Source organism: Velocimicrobium porci (assembly GCF_009696045.1).
Lineage (GTDB): Bacteria > Bacillota > Clostridia > Lachnospirales > Lachnospiraceae > Velocimicrobium > Velocimicrobium porci.
This window is the reverse complement of sequence record NZ_VUMT01000014.1, coordinates 51,383-71,969: the sequence shown is the minus strand read 5'-3', so window position 1 is coordinate 71,969 and position 20,587 is coordinate 51,383. Positions and strand designations below refer to the sequence as shown.

Here is a 20,587-nt window from a genome sequence, read left to right as displayed (position 1 = left end):
TCACCTCTTATTCTTTATCTTTTTTACCATTACCACTCAAAAACTCTACAAATTTTCCTGTTCCGATTGCTACACAAAGCATTGGATCTGCTGCTGTCATTGTTGTAATTCCTGTTTTACTCTCAATTAATTCTTCCAATCCACGAAGCAAGCTTCCACCACCTGTTAATACAATACCACGATCCGCAATATCTGCTGCAAGTTCTGGTGGAGTTTTCTCTAATACACTATGCACCGCTTCAACAATCTGGGAAGTTGTTTCACGAAGTGCCTCTTCTGTTTCTTCGGAAGTCACTTCAATTGTCTTAGGAAGCCCTGTAACTAAATTACGACCTCGTACATCCATTGTTTCAACCTCAGCACGTGGATATGCACTTCCTATTTTAATTTTAATATCTTCTGCCGTACGTTCTCCAATTAATAAATTATGTTTCTTACGCATATAACGAACAATTGCTTCATCAAAATCGTCTCCGGCAATCTTAATTGAAGTACTTACAACTGTACCTCCCAATGAAATAACAGCAATATCCGCTGTTCCCCCTCCGATATCAACAATCATATTTCCACAAGGTCTTGAAATATCAATTCCAGCTCCAATTGCCGCTGCAATTGGTTCTTCAATAATTGCAACTTCTCTTGCTCCTGCCTGATATGTTGCGTCTTCAACTGCCTTCTTTTCTACTTCTGTAACACCACTTGGAACACAAACACTGATTCTTGGCTTTCTAAGTCTTTGTTTTCCAACTGCCTTCTGAATAAAATGTTTTAACATTTTTTCTGTTACAGTATAATCAGAAATAACACCTTGACGTAACGGACGTACTGCTACAATGTTACCAGGTGTTCTTCCAAGCATCAATCTTGCCTCTTCTCCAATTGCTTTAATCTTATTCGTATCGCGGTCAAATGCAACAACAGATGGCTCCTTTAACACAACACCTTTTCCTTTTATATATACAAGTACACTTGCAGTACCTAAATCAATTCCAATGTCACTACCTATCATTTTAATCTCCTTCCTTTTACTCACATCTATATATTATTTATCGTTTACAAATTAACGGATATATTCTCTATCTAATTTTTTCCAATGATAGCAAACCTAAACATACTCTATCCTATTATAAACACATTTATTAAATTTTTCAAAGGAATTTTTCATTTTCTACATATTTTTATGTTGCCCTGCCTTATTTTTACCAAAATCGACAGGTTGAATAGCGAAATCAGAATTCATTTTTTTTCTTCTGTCGTTGTTTACAGAAAGAGAAATTAAATTGCAATCTCTTTTGGAAATATAGCCAAAACCAGAACCTGCTTATTATATCGGCATAAATTACAAATATATTTAATTATTCTTTCGTTTTTATTACTATTTTCCTATCCCTTTTTATTTTGTTAACCAATTCTTCTCTTACGCATAAATTAATAGTATACCATGAACTTTTGACTATGAAAGGAGTACTATATATGGATTATATGAAGCATAATGACTGCAGATGCCAAACCTCTTCTCCATCTGGTATCTGTTACGATAACTATGACATCTTACAGGATATGCCTCTTGCCATGGCATATGTTCCCTGGCAGCAATGGCAAAATGTTTACGACGGAGCAAAAGGGTTAGAAAATGGCACTATTTTTGAAGAATTAATCTTCCCATTTTTATGCTCTAGTCCTGTATGCCATAATATGAGATGCAACTGTCAGTCATCAGAACAACAATCACGTAACTGTACAACTTCCCCAATTAGAAGAGATATGCAATGTAAAAATTCTTGTAGAAGGAGATGTGATATATGATGAATAACGATCAAAGTAAGTTACTTCGTTTTATTTATGAAGTCGGCTTCGCCATTGATGATGTAGTTTTATATCTGGATACTCATCCTTGTGATAAGCAAGCACTTGAATATTATGAGAATTATAAAAAATTGCACAAACAGGCAGTAGATGAATATACAAGAATGTATGGTCCTTTAACGGATGAAAATGTATATAGTGGCAACGGTTATTGGGCATGGGTAAAAAGTCCATGGCCTTGGGAAGGAGCGTGCAAATAATGTGGAACTATGAAAAAAGATTACAATATCCAATCAATATAACCAAAAGTAATCCTAAAATGGCTTTAGTTATTATTAGTCAATTCGGCGGTCCAGACGGCGAGTTAGCAGCTAGCATGAGATATCTTTCTCAACGCTATACCATGCCTTACCGTGAAGTTGCCGGATTATTAACAGATATAGGAACCGAGGAACTCGCCCACATGGAAATGGTTTCTACCATTGTCCATCAATTGACGAGAGATTTAACACCAGAAGAAATCGAAAAATCCGGATTTGCGAACTACTACGTTGACCACACGGTTGGTCTTTGGCCACAAGCTGCCGGCGGAATTCCATTTAATTCCTGCGAATTTCAGTCGAAAGGAGATGCCATTACGGATCTCCATGAAGATTTAGCTGCCGAGCAAAAAGCACGTTCTACCTATGATAACATTCTCCGCCTCGTAAAAGACCCTGAAATATGCGATCCAATCCGTTTCTTAAGACAGCGTGAACTAGTTCATTTCCAACGTTTCGGTGAAGCCCTTCGTCGTGTACAGGACGATTTAAACTTTAAAAATTTCTATGCATTTAATCCTGAATTTGACTCCAATAGTAACTGCGGAAAATGATGAATATAAATCATGATTGGGCAAAATTCATAGAAACGCTGGCATCGTCTTATCCGAAAGCTTATGCCTATTTGTACGGAGATCAACAGCATAATACAATTTATGGAACTATTCTCTTTTTTTCAATTTGGAACGGAACTTTAGTATTATCTACCATAGACGGACTTCCTTACGATTCCTCAACTCCTTGTGAAAATAGAATGTTTGCATTCCACATTCATGAAGGGGCTACCTGTACAGGAACAGAATCCGATCCATTTGCAGATACAGGGTTGCATTATAATCCAAATAACTGTGACCATCCAGAACATGCCGGCGATATGCCACCTTTGTTTGGAAACCTTGGCTACGCATTTCAACTGTTTTATACGGAACGTTTTTTGCCGGAAGATGTTGTCGGACACACATGTATTCTTCATGAAGCGCCTGACGATTTTACAACACAGCCTTCCGGAAATTCAGGTAAAAAAATAGCTTGCGGAGAAATAAAAAACATCCTGCCATAACATCCTATAAAAAGTGTGGCAAAGATACAAATTCTATTTTCATATTTTGCATCTTTGCCACATAATTATACAATAAAGCCGGCTACACTAGCTTCCAATTCTTCCGAAGATTTTTCGACTTTTTCTATTACAGACTGAATCATCTCATATTTATCAGTTATTACGGCAATTCTTTTTGAAATATTCTCAGTTCCTTCCGCAGAACGATTATTCGATTCACTAATTTCATCAATCGACTTTGCAACAGAACCAATTGCCTCTTTTATCTCTTCTGAAGTATAACTAAATTCTGTTGTAATGTCTCTAATTGTATTGGCATCCATATCATATTTTTCCCCTGTAGAAACAATCATTTTATAATCATCAATAACTTTATTATTGATAAATGAAAGCATTTCATTTGAGTTGACTACCAATTTATCTACCGTTTCTTTTATTACTTCGCTAATTTCTCTAATCTCTCCTGCTGTATTTCCGGAATCTTGAGCCAATTGTCCAATTTCACTTGCAACAACTGCAAACCCCCTTCCTGCTTCTCCAGCTCTGGCTGCTTCAATTGATGCATTCAAAGATAACAGGTTTGTTTGACTCGTAATTGCTAAGATAGCATCGGATAATACACTGATTTTCTCTATCTCCTTTGCCTGCTCAATCGCACATAATATTTTTTCTTCGTTTTCCTTATTAATCTTCTCTGCCTCTTCCTTTGATTGAATTGCAGTATTACAAAGCGAAGATGCTCGTTCCTTGATTTCTTTTGAATTTTCTGCTTCTTCCTTTGCCTTCTTGGCCATCTGGCTGATATTAAAATTCATATCCTCTGACACGGAAGATATCTCTCTCGTTGCTGCTGCATTTTCCTCCATCATAGTAAGAAGCTCTTGAGAGGTCGCATTCACTTCCTGAATACTTCCCATTAGTTCATTCATACTGCCTGATGCAGCTTCCACCTGTTCTTTCATGGCAGTCGATTCCTTTTTTATATTTGCAATAATAACCCGGAACGACTCTTGCATCAAATTAAAATTTTCCGCTAATTTTCCTATCTCATCATTACTTTTAAATTCAATTTTTTGAGTTAAATCACCATTATTATGGGCAATTGCCTCTACCTTTTCTAATATCTTTTTAATAGGTAAAACAATTTTGCTTCCTAAAATAAAAAATGTAACCAAAACAATTAAAAATTCAACGCAAAAAAGTACAATAACAATCGTCTGAATGACATTTACAATCCGGTCCATGTCACTAATTTTCTGTTCCATATTGTCTTCTGCGTTTGCTTGGAATTCCTCTACTTTTCGATTAATCTTCTCTGCCGTTTCATCGAATGAGTCCATTTTTTTATTTCCGGCATCTCTTCCACTGTTTATATACGCATTTGCCATCTCAATACCAGTTTCATAATATGGCGTAAATGTATTCTTTATTTCCTCCAGTTCATTGCTTTTTTCGGGATTAATCTCCTTTAATTGTTCAATTACACTATAAACCTGATCGGCATACTTTTTCGCTTCATCAAATCCATCTTTCTCCCCTGTCGCACTGGCATCCGTCAGCCATTGCTGAACCTGCACCACATCTAATTTCAATTCGTCTGCCAAGCTTGCTGTTTGATAATATACACCGTTAATAGATTCCATATTGTCAGAAATTGTGTTCATATTCATATATTGCATCCACATAAATCCAAGACTTAACAAAGTTACACATACAATTGGAACAAAAATCTTCATTTTAACACTTTTCATCTTTTGTCCTCCTATTTTTTTCTCTTTTATCTATTATTATATCTTTTTTGAAACTTTTTTGCAATATATTCAAAAAAACAGAATGGACACTTTTCACTAAAAGTATCCATTCCATTTTCGATGCCTATTCATCTTGTAACATTAACATGATTCGAATACATTAATTCCATTTTTATCCAATTTATTTACAATAGCAACCATTTCTTTAAAATCTTTTATTAATCCTTCTGATAAAAGAACTGTGTCATTATACTGTTTTTCTACCTGTTCATATTTTCCGTTTTTAATCGAATTTTTGATTATATCGCCACTTATATGTAATTTCTTGTGTTGTTCCTCAATCTCTTTCCAAACCGATAAAACCTCGTTATTTTTAGGCGTTATTGAATAGTAAAAATGACCAAAAGCACATTTTTTGGAATTTGTTTGTATCGCTTCTAATTTTTTTGTATCTACAATTTGTTTTAACAATTTCAACCAATTTTTATGTGCTTGAATTGCATTATTCACATTTTCAATGAAGACAGAATTCTCTAGCATATAGAACCGGTCGCTAACCATATCACCCATTTGATGCGTAACATCTGTCAGTTTCTCTTCAATTTTACTAATAGGTTTAATCAAATCCGATAACTGTTCTCCGACTTCTTTTACCTCCGAAGTAATTTCTTGCAAATATTGCATTTTATCATTTAAAATTCCGACCTGACTGCTTACCTCTACCATTGAACTTCCAATTTCTTCACTTGTAGCTGCAACTGTTTCAATTGATTCATTTATATCTTGAAGCATCTCTCTATTCTCGACGTTACTTGTCATAACCTTTTGAAGACTGTCTGTAATCACATTTAGCGATTCCACCGTAGTATCCACGCTCTCAGCACTTTTATTAGAAGCCTCTTCTACTTCATCAACAAAATCTGTCATATTCGTTGTAAGTTTCTTTGTTTCTTCTGCTAATTGACGGATTTCTTCTGCTACGACAGCAAATCCACGTCCTGCCTCTCCGGCTCTGGCCGCTTCAATCGAAGCATTTAATGCCAATAAATTTGTTTGTCCAGAAATAGAATTAATCGCTGTAATGACTTCGTGCATATGTTCTACAATTTCTAATAAAGTAGCCATATCTGCTTTCATAACATCTGAATCATTTTTTGCCTCTTCCGAAAGCCGTGCCACTTGCTGAAGACTATTGTCACTATCTTCTATTTTTTTCAAAATCTCCATCGAATTACCTGATATTTCCAAAATTGAAGAGGACAGACTTTCGTGCGCCTTTGTTACCCCGTCTGTTATTTCTGTCGTTCTGTCCGAAACATTTGTAATGTCACCTGTAATTTCATTTAAATTTCGATTAATCTCTTCTAATACCTCGGAACGTTCTGTTAATTTTAAATCTAAAGCACTTATTTGCATAACAGAGGACAACGTTTCTGTAACAATCTTGTTATATGATGTCTTCCCTTTTACAAGCCTGTCATATATTGCCAAAACTTTTGGATTGCTAATTGCATTTCTATCAATTGGCTTTAAATTACTAATTGCCGTTATCGCATTTGCAGAACTTCTTCCTTTCACATTTAAAAACATAGGCTTCACCACTTTCTTATAATTATATCTAAATAATCCTTAGTTTTATTATAATAAAATTTTGCGATTATGACAACATGTTTCTATAAAATCAATAATTACTTTCTTAAACCGCAAACAGATAAGGCACTATTTTTCGTGTTTTTGATTATAAGCTTCTACAACTAGATCCGCCTGTCGTTTTCCTTCTTCATGGAGTTTAGCAAGATAGGCAAAGGCACTTCCATGATATTCCCGCTCTTCACCAAATAACGCTACCTCATAACAACTTCTTATTACATTAATAATACAATTTTCAAAATGCAATTCTCCACAGGAACGGCATATTTTTAATATATTGGCAATTCCTGTTGCCATATCTTCTTCATAATATACTTTTGTATCTCCTATTGGAATATTTTCCACACCATTTTCTACATAAGTTACTCTATCTTTTAAACAATTTGTCAAGCATTTTTTTGCATATCCTACCAGACAATCCTCTTTAATACATTCAACACATATATTCTCAGTTAAACAAACATTGGTCAAATCTTTAAGAGCAATTTCATCATCCAATTCTTCATACATAATTCCCATAACATTTACCTCCATTTACTTTTTCACTTCTATTCAATAAGTTAGCTTCAAAAATAATTGCTTTCCTGTAAAGATTATATACAGATAATCTTCCAGCCCCTGAAGAAGTTTACTTAAGAGTTTCATCTTCTTCTGGAATCCACGCCATTCCAAACTTGCTTTCCTTAAATAGAGCTGTTAGTCCTGTAATCTGTTTCAGCCTTAATATTTCATCCCGATCCATTCCCAGATGCTTAGATATCCATTTATCACTTCTTCCTATCTCATAGAGTTCTCTCACAATATTGCTCATTAAATCAACATCATGGGAGCCCCTGGCTCGATTATGACGAATCGTACTAGCCATTCTTTGATCCAATGGTTTATCAATTGTCACAACCGGCAACATTCCATTTTCTCTTTCATAAATATCTTCATGTTCTAATATGATTCGATATCTGTGAAAACCGTCCACAATAACATATTTATCTTTTGATGCCGAATAATAACATACAATCGGCTGCGTATACCCATCCTCCTTAATACTATCATACAACAATGACATTTCAGGCGGTGCAACCGCATTAGGGTTATATGTATTAGCGACAATTTTTTCTACAGGCACCGCCTTCACCCGATAGACCGGGCTTTCGTATCCTATTTCCATCCTTCTACTCCTTTGTACTTTCTTCTAATTAAATCAACTCGTTCCTGTTGCTTTCGCGTAAGTCCAAATCCCATAGTTCTGCATAAATGATCATTTTTTAGAATACAACAACACATCCTCTTCCACGATGGAATATCTTTTGTACTTTTAATATCATCCGTTTCATCAGGGATTCTTTGTATAAAAATCACTCTAGACTTCTTATCTAGAGTGTAGTTTGATACACCGTTTCGTTCGATCTTGTAACCTTTCTCCTGCAATTCTTGAATTGTTTCTTCCGACAATCCACCTCCAGTTTTATGCCAAAACTTTATTGAAGATTTAAATTTTTTTATATAAGCATTTCTTATTCTCACAGGCAATGTATCCAGCAAAAACATAGTATAAGACTGCCATGTATGTCCATGTGGCAGCGTAATACTTCGATATCCCATCGCCTTACTTCTACTATATAGAGCTACAAAATTAGCACCTTCCACACGCCCAAGTAACTTTGTCCATGTTTCAGGTTCCAGCACCCGATATAAATTTAAGGAATCCTTTGCATATTCGTTAAAAGGCGACGCAACTCTCATCTGGCTTGGTTTTAATCCTGCTTTATAATACAAATCGTATAATTTATTATATGAATATCCAAATTTATAGTACGCAGTCCATACATCTGATGTCGTCCAGTCATAGATAGGTGAAGCAGCCCACACATCCTTAAATTGCTTGGATATCCAGCATTCATTTTTATACCCATACTTTTTATTAAGGAATCCGCTATATCGCTGTAATGACTCATCTGCACGTATCCCTAATAGACATACTGTTTTTTTATTCCCATGTGCTTTTTTGTACCATCTTCCAAATTGCTTTGCCAGATCTTCTTGTAACATTCGATAGCGGTAAGTAGTTATTGGATTATTATGTAAGTGAATGACATAAGGTTTATCTGGTATGTCTCTCACCCATATTTCCTTTTCTTTTTCATCCCATGGATACCAGTATATCTGATAATTACTTAAAGCCGTCCGGACCGCCATTGGCAAACAGACCCAGTATGGCTCAATACGATTTAAATATTGTTCCAATATACTTTCTACAAACTCAGTTGTTACTTTATACTGAGCCTCAAAATCCTGATGAAATACTCCAATTGTTCTTGTCAGTCCTTTTTTCTCCATATAATCCATTAGCATATGTAAAAGTAAAGCACTGTCTTTTCCCCCACTAAAAGAAACAAAGATGTTATCAAATTCTTCAAATATAAAATCCATCCGTTTTTGGAAAGCTTCGTATACATTTATATCTTCATATTTTCGCTGCATATTTTTCAATTTCCTTCCCTACTATAAAAACTCCCGTCCATCCAAGTTTTATTATTTCAACAAAATCTTTCTCTTTTGCCTCGGACAAAACGGGAAAAAACTTAAATTTTAAAGCTCTGAATCAATTCATTAATATTATCTATGCTGGCATTCAGCTCTTCACTGACAGCAGCACTCTCTTCGCTATTAGCAGAATTACTCTGCGTACTATCTGCTATCTCTCGAATCCTCTCGTCCATATTTTTAATCGCTTTTATCTGCTTTTGCGATGCTTCTACAACCCGTGCCATCTCTGAACCAATGCTTTCTACACCACTCATTACCTCATCAAAAGATGCTATAATACCAGTAACTGCATTACTACCATTTTCTGCATATCTAATAGAGCTTTCCAGCGATTCTCGGGTATTGTCAACAGCTTCTGCCGACTGACTTGCAAGTTGTCCAATTTCACCTGCCACTACCGCAAAGCCTCTCCCTGCTTCACCAGCCCGGGCAGCTTCAATTGATGCATTTAAAGAAAGTAAGTTAATCTGGTTTGCTATGTTCCCCATCTGACCACTGATACCTTGAATATCTTTAGACGCCATTGTAATATCCTGCATAGATGTCTTTAGATTTTCTATCTCACCGGAAGATTGCTTCATTGTAGCAACTAACTTCTCTAAAACTTCTTTCGCTGTCTGTATTCTATTTCCTGCCTTTCTTGTATGGTCTTCTATCTCATCTGACAATTGCTGCAAATTATCCAGACTTTCCGCTTGTTCTGTTGTGTTTTCTGCCAAGTCCTGTGAACTATTTGCTACCTGCGATGCACCTGCAGCTATCTGCATAGATTGCCTCTGCATGTCACTGAGTGTACTGTTAAAGCCGGAATTCAATGTCTTAATCGCGTTTACGATAACACTCAGGTCTCCAGGAAGCTCTTCTGTATAAACTCCAGTCAAATCCCCGGCTGCTATTGTATCCAGCGAGTCCGTGATATATTGAATTGCATAATTTAACTTTTTAAAGCTATTCCTGATATCGTCACAGATTACTCCAATCTCATCCTTACTCTGATAATTTAATTCTACGGAAAAATTTCCATTCGACAAATTCTTAATTGCTTCATTCACTTCCTGTATCGGATCTAAAATTGTCTTTGTTACTCTTTTCCGTAACCGTATGGAAACCACTATAAAAATAATGGATCCAATAACTTCAATTAATATTGTGAATAATGCAATAACAATTAATCTCATGGAATTGTTCTTTAGTATTTCACTTTTCTGATTCTTAACACTCGCAAGTTTTTCAATGAAACTATCTATAATTGGTTTTAAGCTATCCTTATACTGATTATTATAACTTTCCCAATTAACATCATCAGTACGATAACTACTCGTAATATCTTTTGTTAAGGATTTTATAGTTTGAAAGTCACTCACTATTTTTTCTGATTCCGCGCGTTCTATTATAGGCTGCAGATCGTTCAGATATTCTGAAACTTCTTTTAATTTTTCATTCTTTTCTTCCCTACTATCTGTCAGGAAACTCTGCTGAACGGAAGAATCTATTTTAAGCAATGTTTCCTTAACCATATCTATCTCAATTGATATTTCTTTGATTAAATTATTTGCTTCATTGATACCCACACACAAATTCGCAATGTTTATAGTAGAAAGTATACCTATTATCAAAGCAATCGCACCACACACCTTAGAAATAAGCTGTATCTTTTTTTCTATATTTTTATTCCTTATATTCTTCTCCACTTTAATTTCTTCTCCATTTTCTTCGTTCTCAATCGTTCTTTCTGATTTAAGACTTAGTTCAGATTTACTAATTCCTCAATATCTGAAAAACTTAGAGGAACTAATTTACAACAACACTCTAGTTCCTCTATTACAATATATTTTTATAATTATTTTGTTGGAAGTTCAACTTTTAAAATTTTAGACATATAATCGGATACAAAAAAGTTATTCATAAATACATTAATTCCAGTAAGTGCATCCGTATGATCATACATGTTTTGAAGTTCACTTACATACAATCCTTCTAGCTTTCTAGGAACAATAGACAAACTTATACACATTCCATCATCCAAACTATCTTTCCAATCTGATGAATAGTATTTTCCAACTATTACCAATTCTTTTAAATCTAATTTGGGTTCTTTTAAATTTCTTGCACAAAGTATTCTTTTACCATTTTGGTCATTTCCCAGCACACTCTTATTATCTTTTACTTCAAGGACAGAATAACTACTTTCATTTTCAATATTGCTAACATCTTTATGATCATTTAAATTAGTAGGATTTAAGTAATATTTTCCTATAACCCCTGGTACACTACCAATTGTAAAATCTGCATATACCTCATAAAAATCTGCATTTTCAATTTTATCCCATTCTAAAGTTCCTTCTTCAAGATTAATACGTATCTTACCTGAACTTTCCTCCTTTACATCAAAATTCTGTCCATCTAATTTGAGAAGACCCAAATCATTTTCTAACTTTTTTACTTCCTGTTCATTCGATTCAACCACAAAAGCTTTTAAGTATGTAAAATGTTTTTCACCTATTACAAAATATTTCGCAACTCCATTTTTTCTCATTTCTTGTAACATTGATATCTGATTGTTTCCTTCCTGTAATGTTACCTTTGCAACCGAATGTTGATTATCTTCATCCAATTTTTTTATCAAGTAGAACTCCAAGTCTTCAAATACTGGTTCAATAGATACAATTCCTTTTTCGTCTAGTTTGATACTAATATGGCGATTTGCAACTTCTTCAAATTCTTTTATTTCTCTCTCTAAAGTCTCGCATTTTCCCTCGTCTTCAGGATTTATATTCATCCTAATTAGATCCTCTGAAAGTTCCTTTTTCTTTAAATCTATCTGAGTCAGAATTTCTTTCGCTTCATTTAATTCTAACTTTCCATATGTATCTATCTTATTATATAAGGAATTCAACTCATCAATAATTTTATCAGCTACCATTTTTAATTCTTCATATTTATCATTGAAGGATTTTTCTTTCTTTTCAATTTCTTCCTTTCTTTTTTTCCATTCGTCTTTTGTTTCATCTTTACTTGACTCTTCTTTTCCTGTTATCTCTATTATTAATTCACCTGCTAACTTTTGAACTTCTAAATAATTCAAAATTGACAACTCTTCTTTTTTAATTGCCATATAAATTTCATAACGCTTTTTTAACAATTCATCAGAATTAATTTGCACTACCTTATAAACTTTTCCGTTGTCAACATGTACAATTTTATCATTAAACAAAATCCCAGTATTTTTTATCGCTTCTTCCTTCGTTTTATAACCTTTGAGTGCTAAACCACTCGCTTCTACTGCAACATATTCCTCTTCACTTTCTAATATATATCCAAATCCTTTTTCTAAGCCTGATATCTCACTCTCTCCTGCAATTCCCATGCTGTCTTTTGCTAAAGAAACCTTCTGATTTTTTACTTTTCCGGAAATCTCCGCTAAAATGGAGGAATCATTTTTGACTACTGCCTGTAATATATAGCTTCCGTTATTTAAAGCTTTTATAGTTGCCTTATTATAATCAGCGGAAATAATCTTTACATTTTCTTCTCCACTTATTACTTTCCATTCAACTGCTTTGTTACCTGCATCATAAGGAAAATATTGAACAGAAATTTCTGTAGTTGCATCATCTACGTCAATCTCGCTATTTCCACTTAGTTTCACTGACTCTACCTTCTTACTAACACTTCCTGAGCCAGAAGAAGAACTTCCACCACCATTTGAAGAGGAGCTTCCACCGCTACCACCGTTTGAAGAACCACTTCCGCCCCCTTCTTGAGGTATTGAAGGCATATTTCCGTTTCCATTTTGAGGTGGATTTTGTGTATTCTTATCATCTTCTTTTTTATTTTCTGTATCTTCTTTAGGTTCATCTTTTTTTGTATTATCTTTAATCTCAGCATTATAATTATTCTGAACCTCATCAACCATATTATTAATTTCAATTACTGCTTTCTTTGCACCTTCTTTTACCTGAAGTAATTCCGTCTTCATCTCAACAGAAAGTGAAAGTGGTTTCTCCAAAACTATTTTCTTTAATTTTGCTTTAGAATCAGTTCCAGTAACACTTAGTTTTGAAGTCACATCTGCCTTTTTAATTACCATTTCTGCCTTTTGTTGAGTTCCAATTTTAATTTTAATATCTGATTTTTTCCCTAATTCTAAATTAATCTTTTGCTTATAATTTAAAAATTCAAGATTTCCAGACACGCTATCTTTTGCTTTTATTGTTAAATTTCTGCTATTTAAGTTAGCTTTTTGATCTAGTTTAATCTTTGAATTTTTTTCAGCTATCTGAATACAATCAATTTCTGATTTGGATGATTTTAATGTATAATTTCCTTGTTCAAAAACAATATCCTTCGATACTTTAACATTCGTAAGCTGTATTGTTGCTTTTTTTACATTTTTATTAATTACGATTGATTTTACATTTTTATTTTTTATTGTAATCTTTCCATTTTTTAAATCTTTTTTTGTTATTTGAATTGTCTTTCCACTATACTCACTTGCACTTGCAAACTTTGATAAATCCCCGATTAAAAAACTGCATATGAGCATAAAAACAATTAAATTTAATATTCTATTCTTTTTCATTCCACTTCTCCTTATAAATTTCCATTTCTTCTTACAAAACCATTTCACAGTTATCTCTTTTTTAATAAAATCATACTCTACGTAACTATACTTTAAATCACTCCTTCTTGCCCAATTCTTTTCCGATGTTTTACAAATAAATCAAAATTATACTTTTATTTTGACTTTAAACTTTAATAATCATATCATTAAAATTCCTAGTTGTTCTCAATCTTGTTGTAAATAAGCAAAAAATTGTTGTAAATAAGCACTTTACTAAAATTTCTTATATTTAAGCTCCCAATACTAAAGTATATTGAAAAATGCTACTGCTAAAAGCCTTCGAAGGTTTTTAGCAGTAGCATTAAATTCACATTTTTTCCAGCAACAATTTCATATAGTTTTTAACATTTTTTGAATATTTTGCACCAATCGGTATCACTTCCTCATTAAACATAGAAACTTTGTTTCTCTCGATTCGATCGACCCAATTCATATTTACTAAGAAAGAGCGATGAACTCTTACAAAACATTCATCATCTATTTTTTCTTCAATTTGTTCCATAGTAGAATAAAATTCCTCATTCCTTCCTTTCATATGTATTGTAACAACACGATTCATAACTTCGAAATATAAAATTTCATTCAATGGTATCTGAAAAAATGAATGACCTTTTTTAAAGCGAAATAACTTTTTCTTATTTTCATTAACAATTGAAATAGCTTTATTTAAAACTTCTTTTAAATCCTCCAATGTCAGTTGTTCTTTTAGTAAATAATGCAACGGCATAACGTCAAAACAGTCAAACACATATTCTTTATTCATAGAAAAAAATATTATCTGTTCTATTTGGCTTCTTTTTCTAATTTCTCTTGCCAATTGAATTCCATTTTCCTCTTTAATAAGAATATCTAAAAAATAAATGTCTATTTTCTTATTTAATTCATCAAGCTCAAATAGCAACTGTTTTGCATCTGTATAACATTCAACAACAAACTCCACATCAAGCTCTTTCATAGCTAAAATTAGCATTTTTTTAAAATACTCTAAAAATTCTATATTATCATCACAAATACAAATAGAAATCATATCCATACCCCCTCTTACACTCCATATAGTATAATTTCAACACAAAAATATTGTTCATCATAAAAAATTTCGAATTCACCATCATATTTTTTTACAATTTGCCGTATACTCTCCAAGCCAATTCCATGAAAGTCTTTTTCTTTTTTTGTAGTCATATAACGATTTCCAACCTTTTTAACCATCCCATTATAAGAATTTTTTATTTTAATAATGAACAAATTCTTCTTTGTCAAAATATGAATATCTAATAAACGCTTTTCTTTCTCTAATTTTTCTAGTGCTTCTAGTGCATTGTCCAAAAGATTCCCAAATAAAATACTACAATCTGTTAATTCTATTTGTAATTCTTTTTTTATCATAATCTCCATTTTGGGTTCTATCCCCATTGAATTTGCCTTTTCTAGCTTTTCTGTCAAAATAGCATCTAAAAGATAATTTCCTGTATCAACGTGAGATTTTGTTACTTTAAAACTGTCTACAACTGTTGTTAAATATTCCTTCGCCCGTTCACCCGACTCATTTAATAAATGCTCTAAAGTAAACCATTGGTATTTCATATCATGATGGACTCTACGTAACCTATCCTTCTCTTGCTGCAATCTGTCATAATGAGTTTTATGCTGTTTAATCTGTTCTTTCAAAATCTCATTATCCACACGAATTTTAAATAACTTACTTAATTCATAAAAGAAACTGAGTAGAAAATAAAATATAAATGCAATCACTATAAACAATAACAAATCATAAATTGCAACCTCAGTCTTTTCAGCAAATATAAAGGAATTAAACACAATTAATAAAATAATAAGTACAAGCCATGAAACAATAGTTACCAATTTCTTATTTTTTGCAATTTCTCTCAAAAGAAAATAGCAACTCATTAATAGTGTTATTCCAAAGCAACCTAAAAGAATCCATTGCAAAGTAAAAAAGTCTGTAATTCCAGTAACCTGGCCTAACAATGCAAGAAAAAAGAAAATAAAATGAAATTCACCTAGCCTCCAAATTTTCTTACTACATTTCAACTGATAAAAGTAATAAATAAAACGATAAATAAAAACCGGAAATAAAAATAATGCAATAAATTCTGCATAATAGTCAAAAGCATAATTAAAGAAAAAAAATACTAATCCTTGGCTCTCTACTAAAATAAAAATAGCAAGTGCCAAAATAAGTAACCCTAAATAAATACTTCCCAAACAAAAATAACGTGAAACTTTCCAGAAATGAGCACTCAGAGAAAATATAATAATTGCCAATAAAAATAAAAAACTACCTACAATTAACTCCTTATTGGATAATGTAAATAATTCGTACATTAAATCACTTTTATTGCCAAAATATATTTGAGATATCGCACCAGAAGTTTCCTTATACGAAGAACGAATTCGAATCTGAATTTCCTTTCCTTCACAATTTTTAGGCATTTTAATTAAAAACCAGCCAAGTCCACTCGTTCTTCCATAATTAATTCGTTTCATTCCTTCCATTGAATACAGATGTTCTCCATCCAAATCAACGACAAACTCTTGTTGGGAACTTCCTACCATGAGATATGGTTTGGAATATTTATTTTCCTTTTCTATCCTCTTTCGAAGAATAATCCATTGATTCGGTTCTACATCTTCAATAATTTTGGGAAAATTCGCTTTATAAGTTTCCTTTTTTCCATCGATTTGCACCTGCCATGCATCAGAAAAGTCAACGTTCTCTGCTCTTGTCCACTTATATGGACTTCCAGAATAATCTTTTGTCTGAAAAAACAAAAAAAGAACCATGAAGGTACAAATGACAAATATTATCTTTCGAATAGTATTTCGCAATTGTCTTTTCCTTTCAAAGAATCTTTCTTTTATTACAAAATTCTATCTGATGCAACCTTTTTTGTCAATTTTCTTTTTTCATATTTTTTGTTATAATATTTTCTTTTCTATCTTCATACATGTTATAATAATAAAAAAACAGATTGGATTGGATAAAAATATGAAAGTAATTGATATGCACTGCGATACAATTTCTGAATTGGGAACTCAAGATGCCGTTTTAAGAAAAAACGCTCTTCACATCGATATTGAAAAATTAAAACGTGGAAATTATTATTTACAGAATTTTGCTCTATTTGTTCCGCTGCAAGAGGCAGACTCAAAACCAAATTGCGAAAAAGCAAAACATTTAGCAAAAAACCCCTTGGAAGAAGTTCTCTTTTTAATAGACCTTTTTTATACAGAATTAAAGAAAAATACGGATATTCTTGCTCCGGTTTATAAATTCACTGATATTATGAACAATGAAAAAAACGGAAAAATATCTGCATTTTTGACAGTAGAGGAAGGTGGAGTATGTAAGGGTGAATTAGCAAACTTAAGAAATCTATATCGGCTTGGTGTCAGGATGTTGACGCTAACATGGAATTTTCCAAATGAACTTGGATTTCCAAATCTAACATTTGATTCTGCAACCAACATTCCCGATTTTACTAAGCCAAATACAACCGATGGATTGACAGAAAAGGGATTGGAATTTCTTGATGAAATGGAACGGCTCGGTATGATAATAGATGTTTCCCATCTATCCGATGCCGGATTTTACGACGTATTACATAATACAAAAAAACCATTTGTAGCAAGTCATTCCAATTCCAGAGCAATCTGCCCTAATATACGAAATCTGACTGATGATATGATTCAATCAATGGGAAATCGAGGCTGTGTTACAGGACTTAATTTCTGTGAAGATTTTCTTTTTGAAAAAAATTCCGCTACAGAAAACTCTTATGATTGGATTCTTTACCACGCAAAACATATTGTTGATATTGGAGGAATCGAATGTCTTGGATTAGGGAGCGATTTTGATGGAATTCCTACCAATCATGATATTCCTGATGCTTCTTTTATGCCAACGCTATACGATTCCTTTTTAAAAGCCGGCTTTTCTTCCTCACAGACAGACAAAATTTTTTATGAAAATGTACTGCGTGTGTACAAAGACAATTTATAATTTCCAAACTTATTTTGCACTGCGAACAGACAGTATAACATCCTGTTTTAGTAGCTGCTCTAACAACTGCATCTGATTCAACGCCACTGGAACAATAACTTCAACTTCAATTTGAATTGTTTTCTCTTTTTTACGTTCCATTTTTATATTGGTAACTTGAATCTGATGCTTTTTTAAAATTTTCTGTATGTAATGAATTCCTTCCTCCCCATCAGCAACTACAAAATATAAATGTTCCCTCATTGGTTCTTTCGTGACAAAAAATTTCCGATGCATAACTACCTGAACAAGTAAAATTAAAACCGTCGATACGACCCCTATAATATATAGTCCTGCACCAATTGCCATTCCAATACCGGAAGTTGCCCAGATTCCGGCTGCTGTTGTCAAACCACTGATGCTTTGATTTCTCACAAAAATAATACCTGCACCTAAAAAACCAACTCCAGACACAATCTGCGCTGCAACCCTCGCAGCATCATAAGAATTTACATCAGAAAAACCATATTTTGAAATTATCATAATCATTGCGGCTCCCAACGCAACAATTGCATGTGTTCGGATTCCCGCTTCTTTATAGCGATTCGTACGCTCATATCCAACAACGCAGCCACATATACAAGCTGCCAAAATTCTTAAACATAAGATTCCTTCAAACTGAACTGATTCAAATGACATATTTTTTTCCTTTCTATTGATTCTTTAAACTTTAACTCTCTAATTGAAAATATACTATATTTAAGCTACAATATCTATATCTTTTCATATTAGGAGTGAATTACAATGGAGCAACAAGATATTTTTGAATTGTTAGTCAAAGTACAAGAGCACACCCTATCTCCAGAAGAGGCGTTAAATAAATTAAAGCTAAGCCCTTTTGAAGACCTTGGATATGCGAAAGTCGATCACCATCGCTCATTACGGCAAGGAACTTGCGAAGTTATCTATGGCGCGGGTAAAACCCCCGAGCAAATTCTTGGCATTGCCACTTCCATGGACAAGCACGGCGAAACTAATATTATCATTACCCGATTGTCAGAACAAACTGCCGATTTTTTAAGCGATAAACTACAGCTTTTTTATGATTCTACATCTAAAATAGGTATTGTAAATCGCAAAATCAACTATACAGCGTCCGGTTCCATTGTTATTGCAACCGGCGGTACCAGTGATATCCCCGTAGCAGAAGAAGCCGCTTTGACCGCAGAAGCACTAGGAAACCATGTATTGCGACTTTATGATGTAGGAGTATCCGGAGTTCAAAGGCTTTTTCACAATATGGAATTTATCACAAATGCAAATGTTATTATTGCCGTTGCAGGAATGGAAGGAGCTTTAGCAAGTATTATCGGTGGTCTTTCCGACTGTCCGGTTATAGCCGTTCCGACTAGTGTAGGATATGGCGCTAATTTTGGTGGTCTTTCTGCTCTGCTTGCAATGTTAAACTCCTGTGCAAGCGGTGTCAGTGTTGTAAATATTGACAACGGTTTTGGTGCCGGCTATCTTGCAAGCATGATTAATCACATGGGAGGTAAAAAATCTTGAAATTAATCTTTCTTGACTGTTCTTCCGGAGTTTCTGGCAATCAATTAATTGGGGCATTATACGAATTATGCACATCAGTGCAAAAAAAGAACTTTTTAACTGCAATTTGCTCCGCTTTTCCAGATTCAGAGATAATAACGCCTCAAATCGTTCCTTGTCCTAATCACTCTGCGTCTGGCTTAGCGATAACGGTTTCTTCCGAAATATTAAATCAACCATACTGGAATGAGGAAATTACATTTTCTTCCATCCGCAACTACATTAACACACTTCCCGTATCGTTTGTTATAAGAAAACAGATAGTTGCTATCTATACCTTGATGCAGAAATCCGTTTCAAAAACCCGGAACATTCCAGAAGAACAAATCTTTTTTCCGCCTCTTAAAACTTATAAAACAATTATTCTAATAACCGGGTGCTGTCTGCTCTTTTCAATCCTGCAACCTGACAAAATATATGCTTCCCCTGTTTCACTCTGTTTTGGAACCAGCTCTCCTCCAGTGCCAGAGATGCTCGAATTATTAGCAAACATTCCTGTTTCTATTCAGTATTCTCAACCAGCCATATGCACTTTAGAAGGGGTTGCTATCTTGAACTATTTTGTTACAAATTACGAACCGCTTCCTACTGCTGATATAGAATCCTATGGATTTGGAATTGATTCTAATGAATCAAAAACCTGCCTCTGTGCTATTCTTTTACATAAAAATCAATCGGAGCATGACCAGCCTAAACTTCAAATGCCCGCAATCACAGACACAATTGTTGAAATTCGTTGTAACCTTGATGACATGACCCCTGAATCAATCGGATATGTTTCTTCTCTCCTATTAGAGCAGGGGGCACTTGACGTATATACAACGGCAATCGGCATGAAAAAAAACCGCCCTGCCACCATGCTCACCTGCTTATGTAAAGAACCACTTGTCACAAAATTAAGTCATTTAATCCTTTTACATACAGCGACTCTTGGTATTCGTTTGTACCATTGCGACCGAATAACTTTAAACTCGGAAAAAGTTCCGATTGAAACTTCCTATGGTACTATCCATTTTAAAATCAGCAAAGGATTTGGAATCGAAAAATTAAAACCGGAATATGAAGATTTGCGCTCTTGTGCCGAATGTCATAATCTTCCTCTATCGGTAATCAAAGAAGAAGCTTACCGCTGTTTTTATCATATTTAATTCATTCTAACATTTTAACAATAAGGCTGTTATACGATAAAAACTTTTTTCTTTTATTGTATAACAGCCTTATCAC

At 33.7% G+C, this 20,587-nt stretch carries 18 protein-coding genes; 7 read left to right on the top strand and 11 right to left on the bottom strand.

Annotated elements, in window-relative coordinates; translation table 11 throughout:
- Positions 1-7: 7 nt before the first annotated feature.
- Entirely contained in the window at positions 8-1,009 is a 1,002-nt protein-coding gene (gene mreB / locus FYJ58_RS10095; protein WP_154519608.1) for a rod shape-determining protein, read from the bottom strand.
- A 464-nt stretch (positions 1,010-1,473) separates the two neighbouring features.
- Here mreB and FYJ58_RS10090 point away from each other — a divergent pair, with 464 nt between their 5' ends.
- The 4 genes from FYJ58_RS10090 to FYJ58_RS10075 are packed head-to-tail and all read left to right on the top strand — an operon-like array spanning position 1,474 to position 3,186.
- Positions 1,474-1,806, top strand: a complete 333-nt coding sequence (locus FYJ58_RS10090) for a spore coat associated protein CotJA (RefSeq protein ID WP_235912620.1) — start codon at positions 1,474-1,476, stop codon at positions 1,804-1,806.
- Positions 1,803-2,066: a spore coat protein CotJB gene (locus FYJ58_RS10085; protein ID WP_154519606.1), complete on the top strand. Its 264-nt coding sequence runs from the start codon at positions 1,803-1,805 to the stop codon at positions 2,064-2,066. The genes FYJ58_RS10090 and FYJ58_RS10085 overlap by 4 nt, the downstream gene beginning before the upstream one ends.
- The gene (locus FYJ58_RS10080; RefSeq protein WP_154519605.1) at positions 2,066-2,680 is read left to right on the top strand and encodes a manganese catalase family protein; all 615 of its coding nucleotides are present in this window, start codon (positions 2,066-2,068) and stop codon (positions 2,678-2,680) included. The genes FYJ58_RS10085 and FYJ58_RS10080 overlap by 1 nt, the downstream gene beginning before the upstream one ends.
- Complete coding sequence (locus FYJ58_RS10075; protein WP_328597839.1) at positions 2,677-3,186, top strand: superoxide dismutase family protein; 510 nt, start codon at positions 2,677-2,679, stop codon at positions 3,184-3,186. Before FYJ58_RS10080 ends, FYJ58_RS10075 begins: the two co-directional genes overlap by 4 nt.
- A 65-nt stretch (positions 3,187-3,251) precedes the next feature.
- Here the strand turns inward: FYJ58_RS10075 and FYJ58_RS10070 are convergent, their stop codons facing one another.
- The 9 genes from FYJ58_RS10070 to FYJ58_RS10030 all read right to left on the bottom strand — a co-directional run bounded on the left by FYJ58_RS10070 (position 3,252) and on the right by FYJ58_RS10030 (position 16,605).
- Positions 3,252-4,937, bottom strand: a complete 1,686-nt coding sequence (locus FYJ58_RS10070) for a methyl-accepting chemotaxis protein (RefSeq protein ID WP_154519604.1) — start codon at positions 4,935-4,937, stop codon at positions 3,252-3,254.
- 141 nt (positions 4,938-5,078) lie between these two features.
- The gene (locus FYJ58_RS10065; RefSeq protein ID WP_154519603.1) at positions 5,079-6,527 is read right to left on the bottom strand and encodes a methyl-accepting chemotaxis protein; all 1,449 of its coding nucleotides are present in this window, start codon (positions 6,525-6,527) and stop codon (positions 5,079-5,081) included.
- Between the two features lie 129 nt (positions 6,528-6,656).
- A complete protein-coding gene (locus tag FYJ58_RS10060; RefSeq protein WP_154519602.1) occupies positions 6,657-7,106 on the bottom strand; it encodes a hypothetical protein in 450 nt (149 codons plus the stop codon).
- A 109-nt stretch (positions 7,107-7,215) separates the two neighbouring features.
- Complete coding sequence (locus tag FYJ58_RS10055) at positions 7,216-7,746, bottom strand: ParB/RepB/Spo0J family partition protein (protein WP_328597841.1); 531 nt, start codon at positions 7,744-7,746, stop codon at positions 7,216-7,218.
- Positions 7,743-9,065: a phosphoadenosine phosphosulfate reductase gene (locus tag FYJ58_RS10050; protein ID WP_154519600.1), complete on the bottom strand. Its 1,323-nt coding sequence runs from the start codon at positions 9,063-9,065 to the stop codon at positions 7,743-7,745. Before FYJ58_RS10050 ends, FYJ58_RS10055 begins: the two co-directional genes overlap by 4 nt.
- Positions 9,066-9,166: 101 nt before the next feature.
- Positions 9,167-10,822: a methyl-accepting chemotaxis protein gene (locus tag FYJ58_RS10045; RefSeq protein ID WP_154519599.1), complete on the bottom strand. Its 1,656-nt coding sequence runs from the start codon at positions 10,820-10,822 to the stop codon at positions 9,167-9,169.
- A gap of 149 nt (positions 10,823-10,971) precedes the next feature.
- Positions 10,972-13,713, bottom strand: coding sequence for a hypothetical protein (locus FYJ58_RS10040; protein ID WP_154519598.1), 2,742 nt, complete (start codon positions 13,711-13,713; stop codon positions 10,972-10,974).
- Positions 13,714-14,062: 349 nt separating this feature from the next.
- Positions 14,063-14,788, bottom strand: coding sequence for a LytR/AlgR family response regulator transcription factor (locus tag FYJ58_RS10035; protein WP_154519597.1), 726 nt, complete (start codon positions 14,786-14,788; stop codon positions 14,063-14,065).
- A gap of 8 nt (positions 14,789-14,796) precedes the next feature.
- The gene (locus tag FYJ58_RS10030) at positions 14,797-16,605 is read right to left on the bottom strand and encodes a sensor histidine kinase (protein WP_154519596.1); all 1,809 of its coding nucleotides are present in this window, start codon (positions 16,603-16,605) and stop codon (positions 14,797-14,799) included.
- Between the two features lie 160 nt (positions 16,606-16,765).
- Here FYJ58_RS10030 and FYJ58_RS10025 point away from each other — a divergent pair, with 160 nt between their 5' ends.
- Complete coding sequence (locus FYJ58_RS10025; protein ID WP_154519595.1) at positions 16,766-17,779, top strand: dipeptidase; 1,014 nt, start codon at positions 16,766-16,768, stop codon at positions 17,777-17,779.
- 9 nt (positions 17,780-17,788) lie between these two features.
- On the opposite strand, the gene FYJ58_RS10020 is transcribed toward FYJ58_RS10025, so the two are convergent.
- Entirely contained in the window at positions 17,789-18,457 is a 669-nt protein-coding gene (locus tag FYJ58_RS10020) for an MgtC/SapB family protein (RefSeq protein ID WP_154519594.1), read from the bottom strand.
- A gap of 105 nt (positions 18,458-18,562) precedes the next feature.
- Here FYJ58_RS10020 and larB point away from each other — a divergent pair, with 105 nt between their 5' ends.
- Both larB and larC2 read left to right on the top strand, forming a co-directional pair.
- Positions 18,563-19,324 carry a nickel pincer cofactor biosynthesis protein LarB gene (gene larB, locus FYJ58_RS10015; RefSeq protein WP_154519593.1) on the top strand — a complete coding sequence of 254 codons (762 nt, stop codon included), beginning with the start codon at positions 18,563-18,565 and terminating at the stop codon, positions 19,322-19,324.
- Complete coding sequence (gene larC2, locus FYJ58_RS10010; RefSeq protein WP_154519592.1) at positions 19,321-20,511, top strand: nickel pincer cofactor biosynthesis protein LarC2; 1,191 nt, start codon at positions 19,321-19,323, stop codon at positions 20,509-20,511. Before larB ends, larC2 begins: the two co-directional genes overlap by 4 nt.
- Positions 20,512-20,587: the final 76 nt, after the last annotated feature.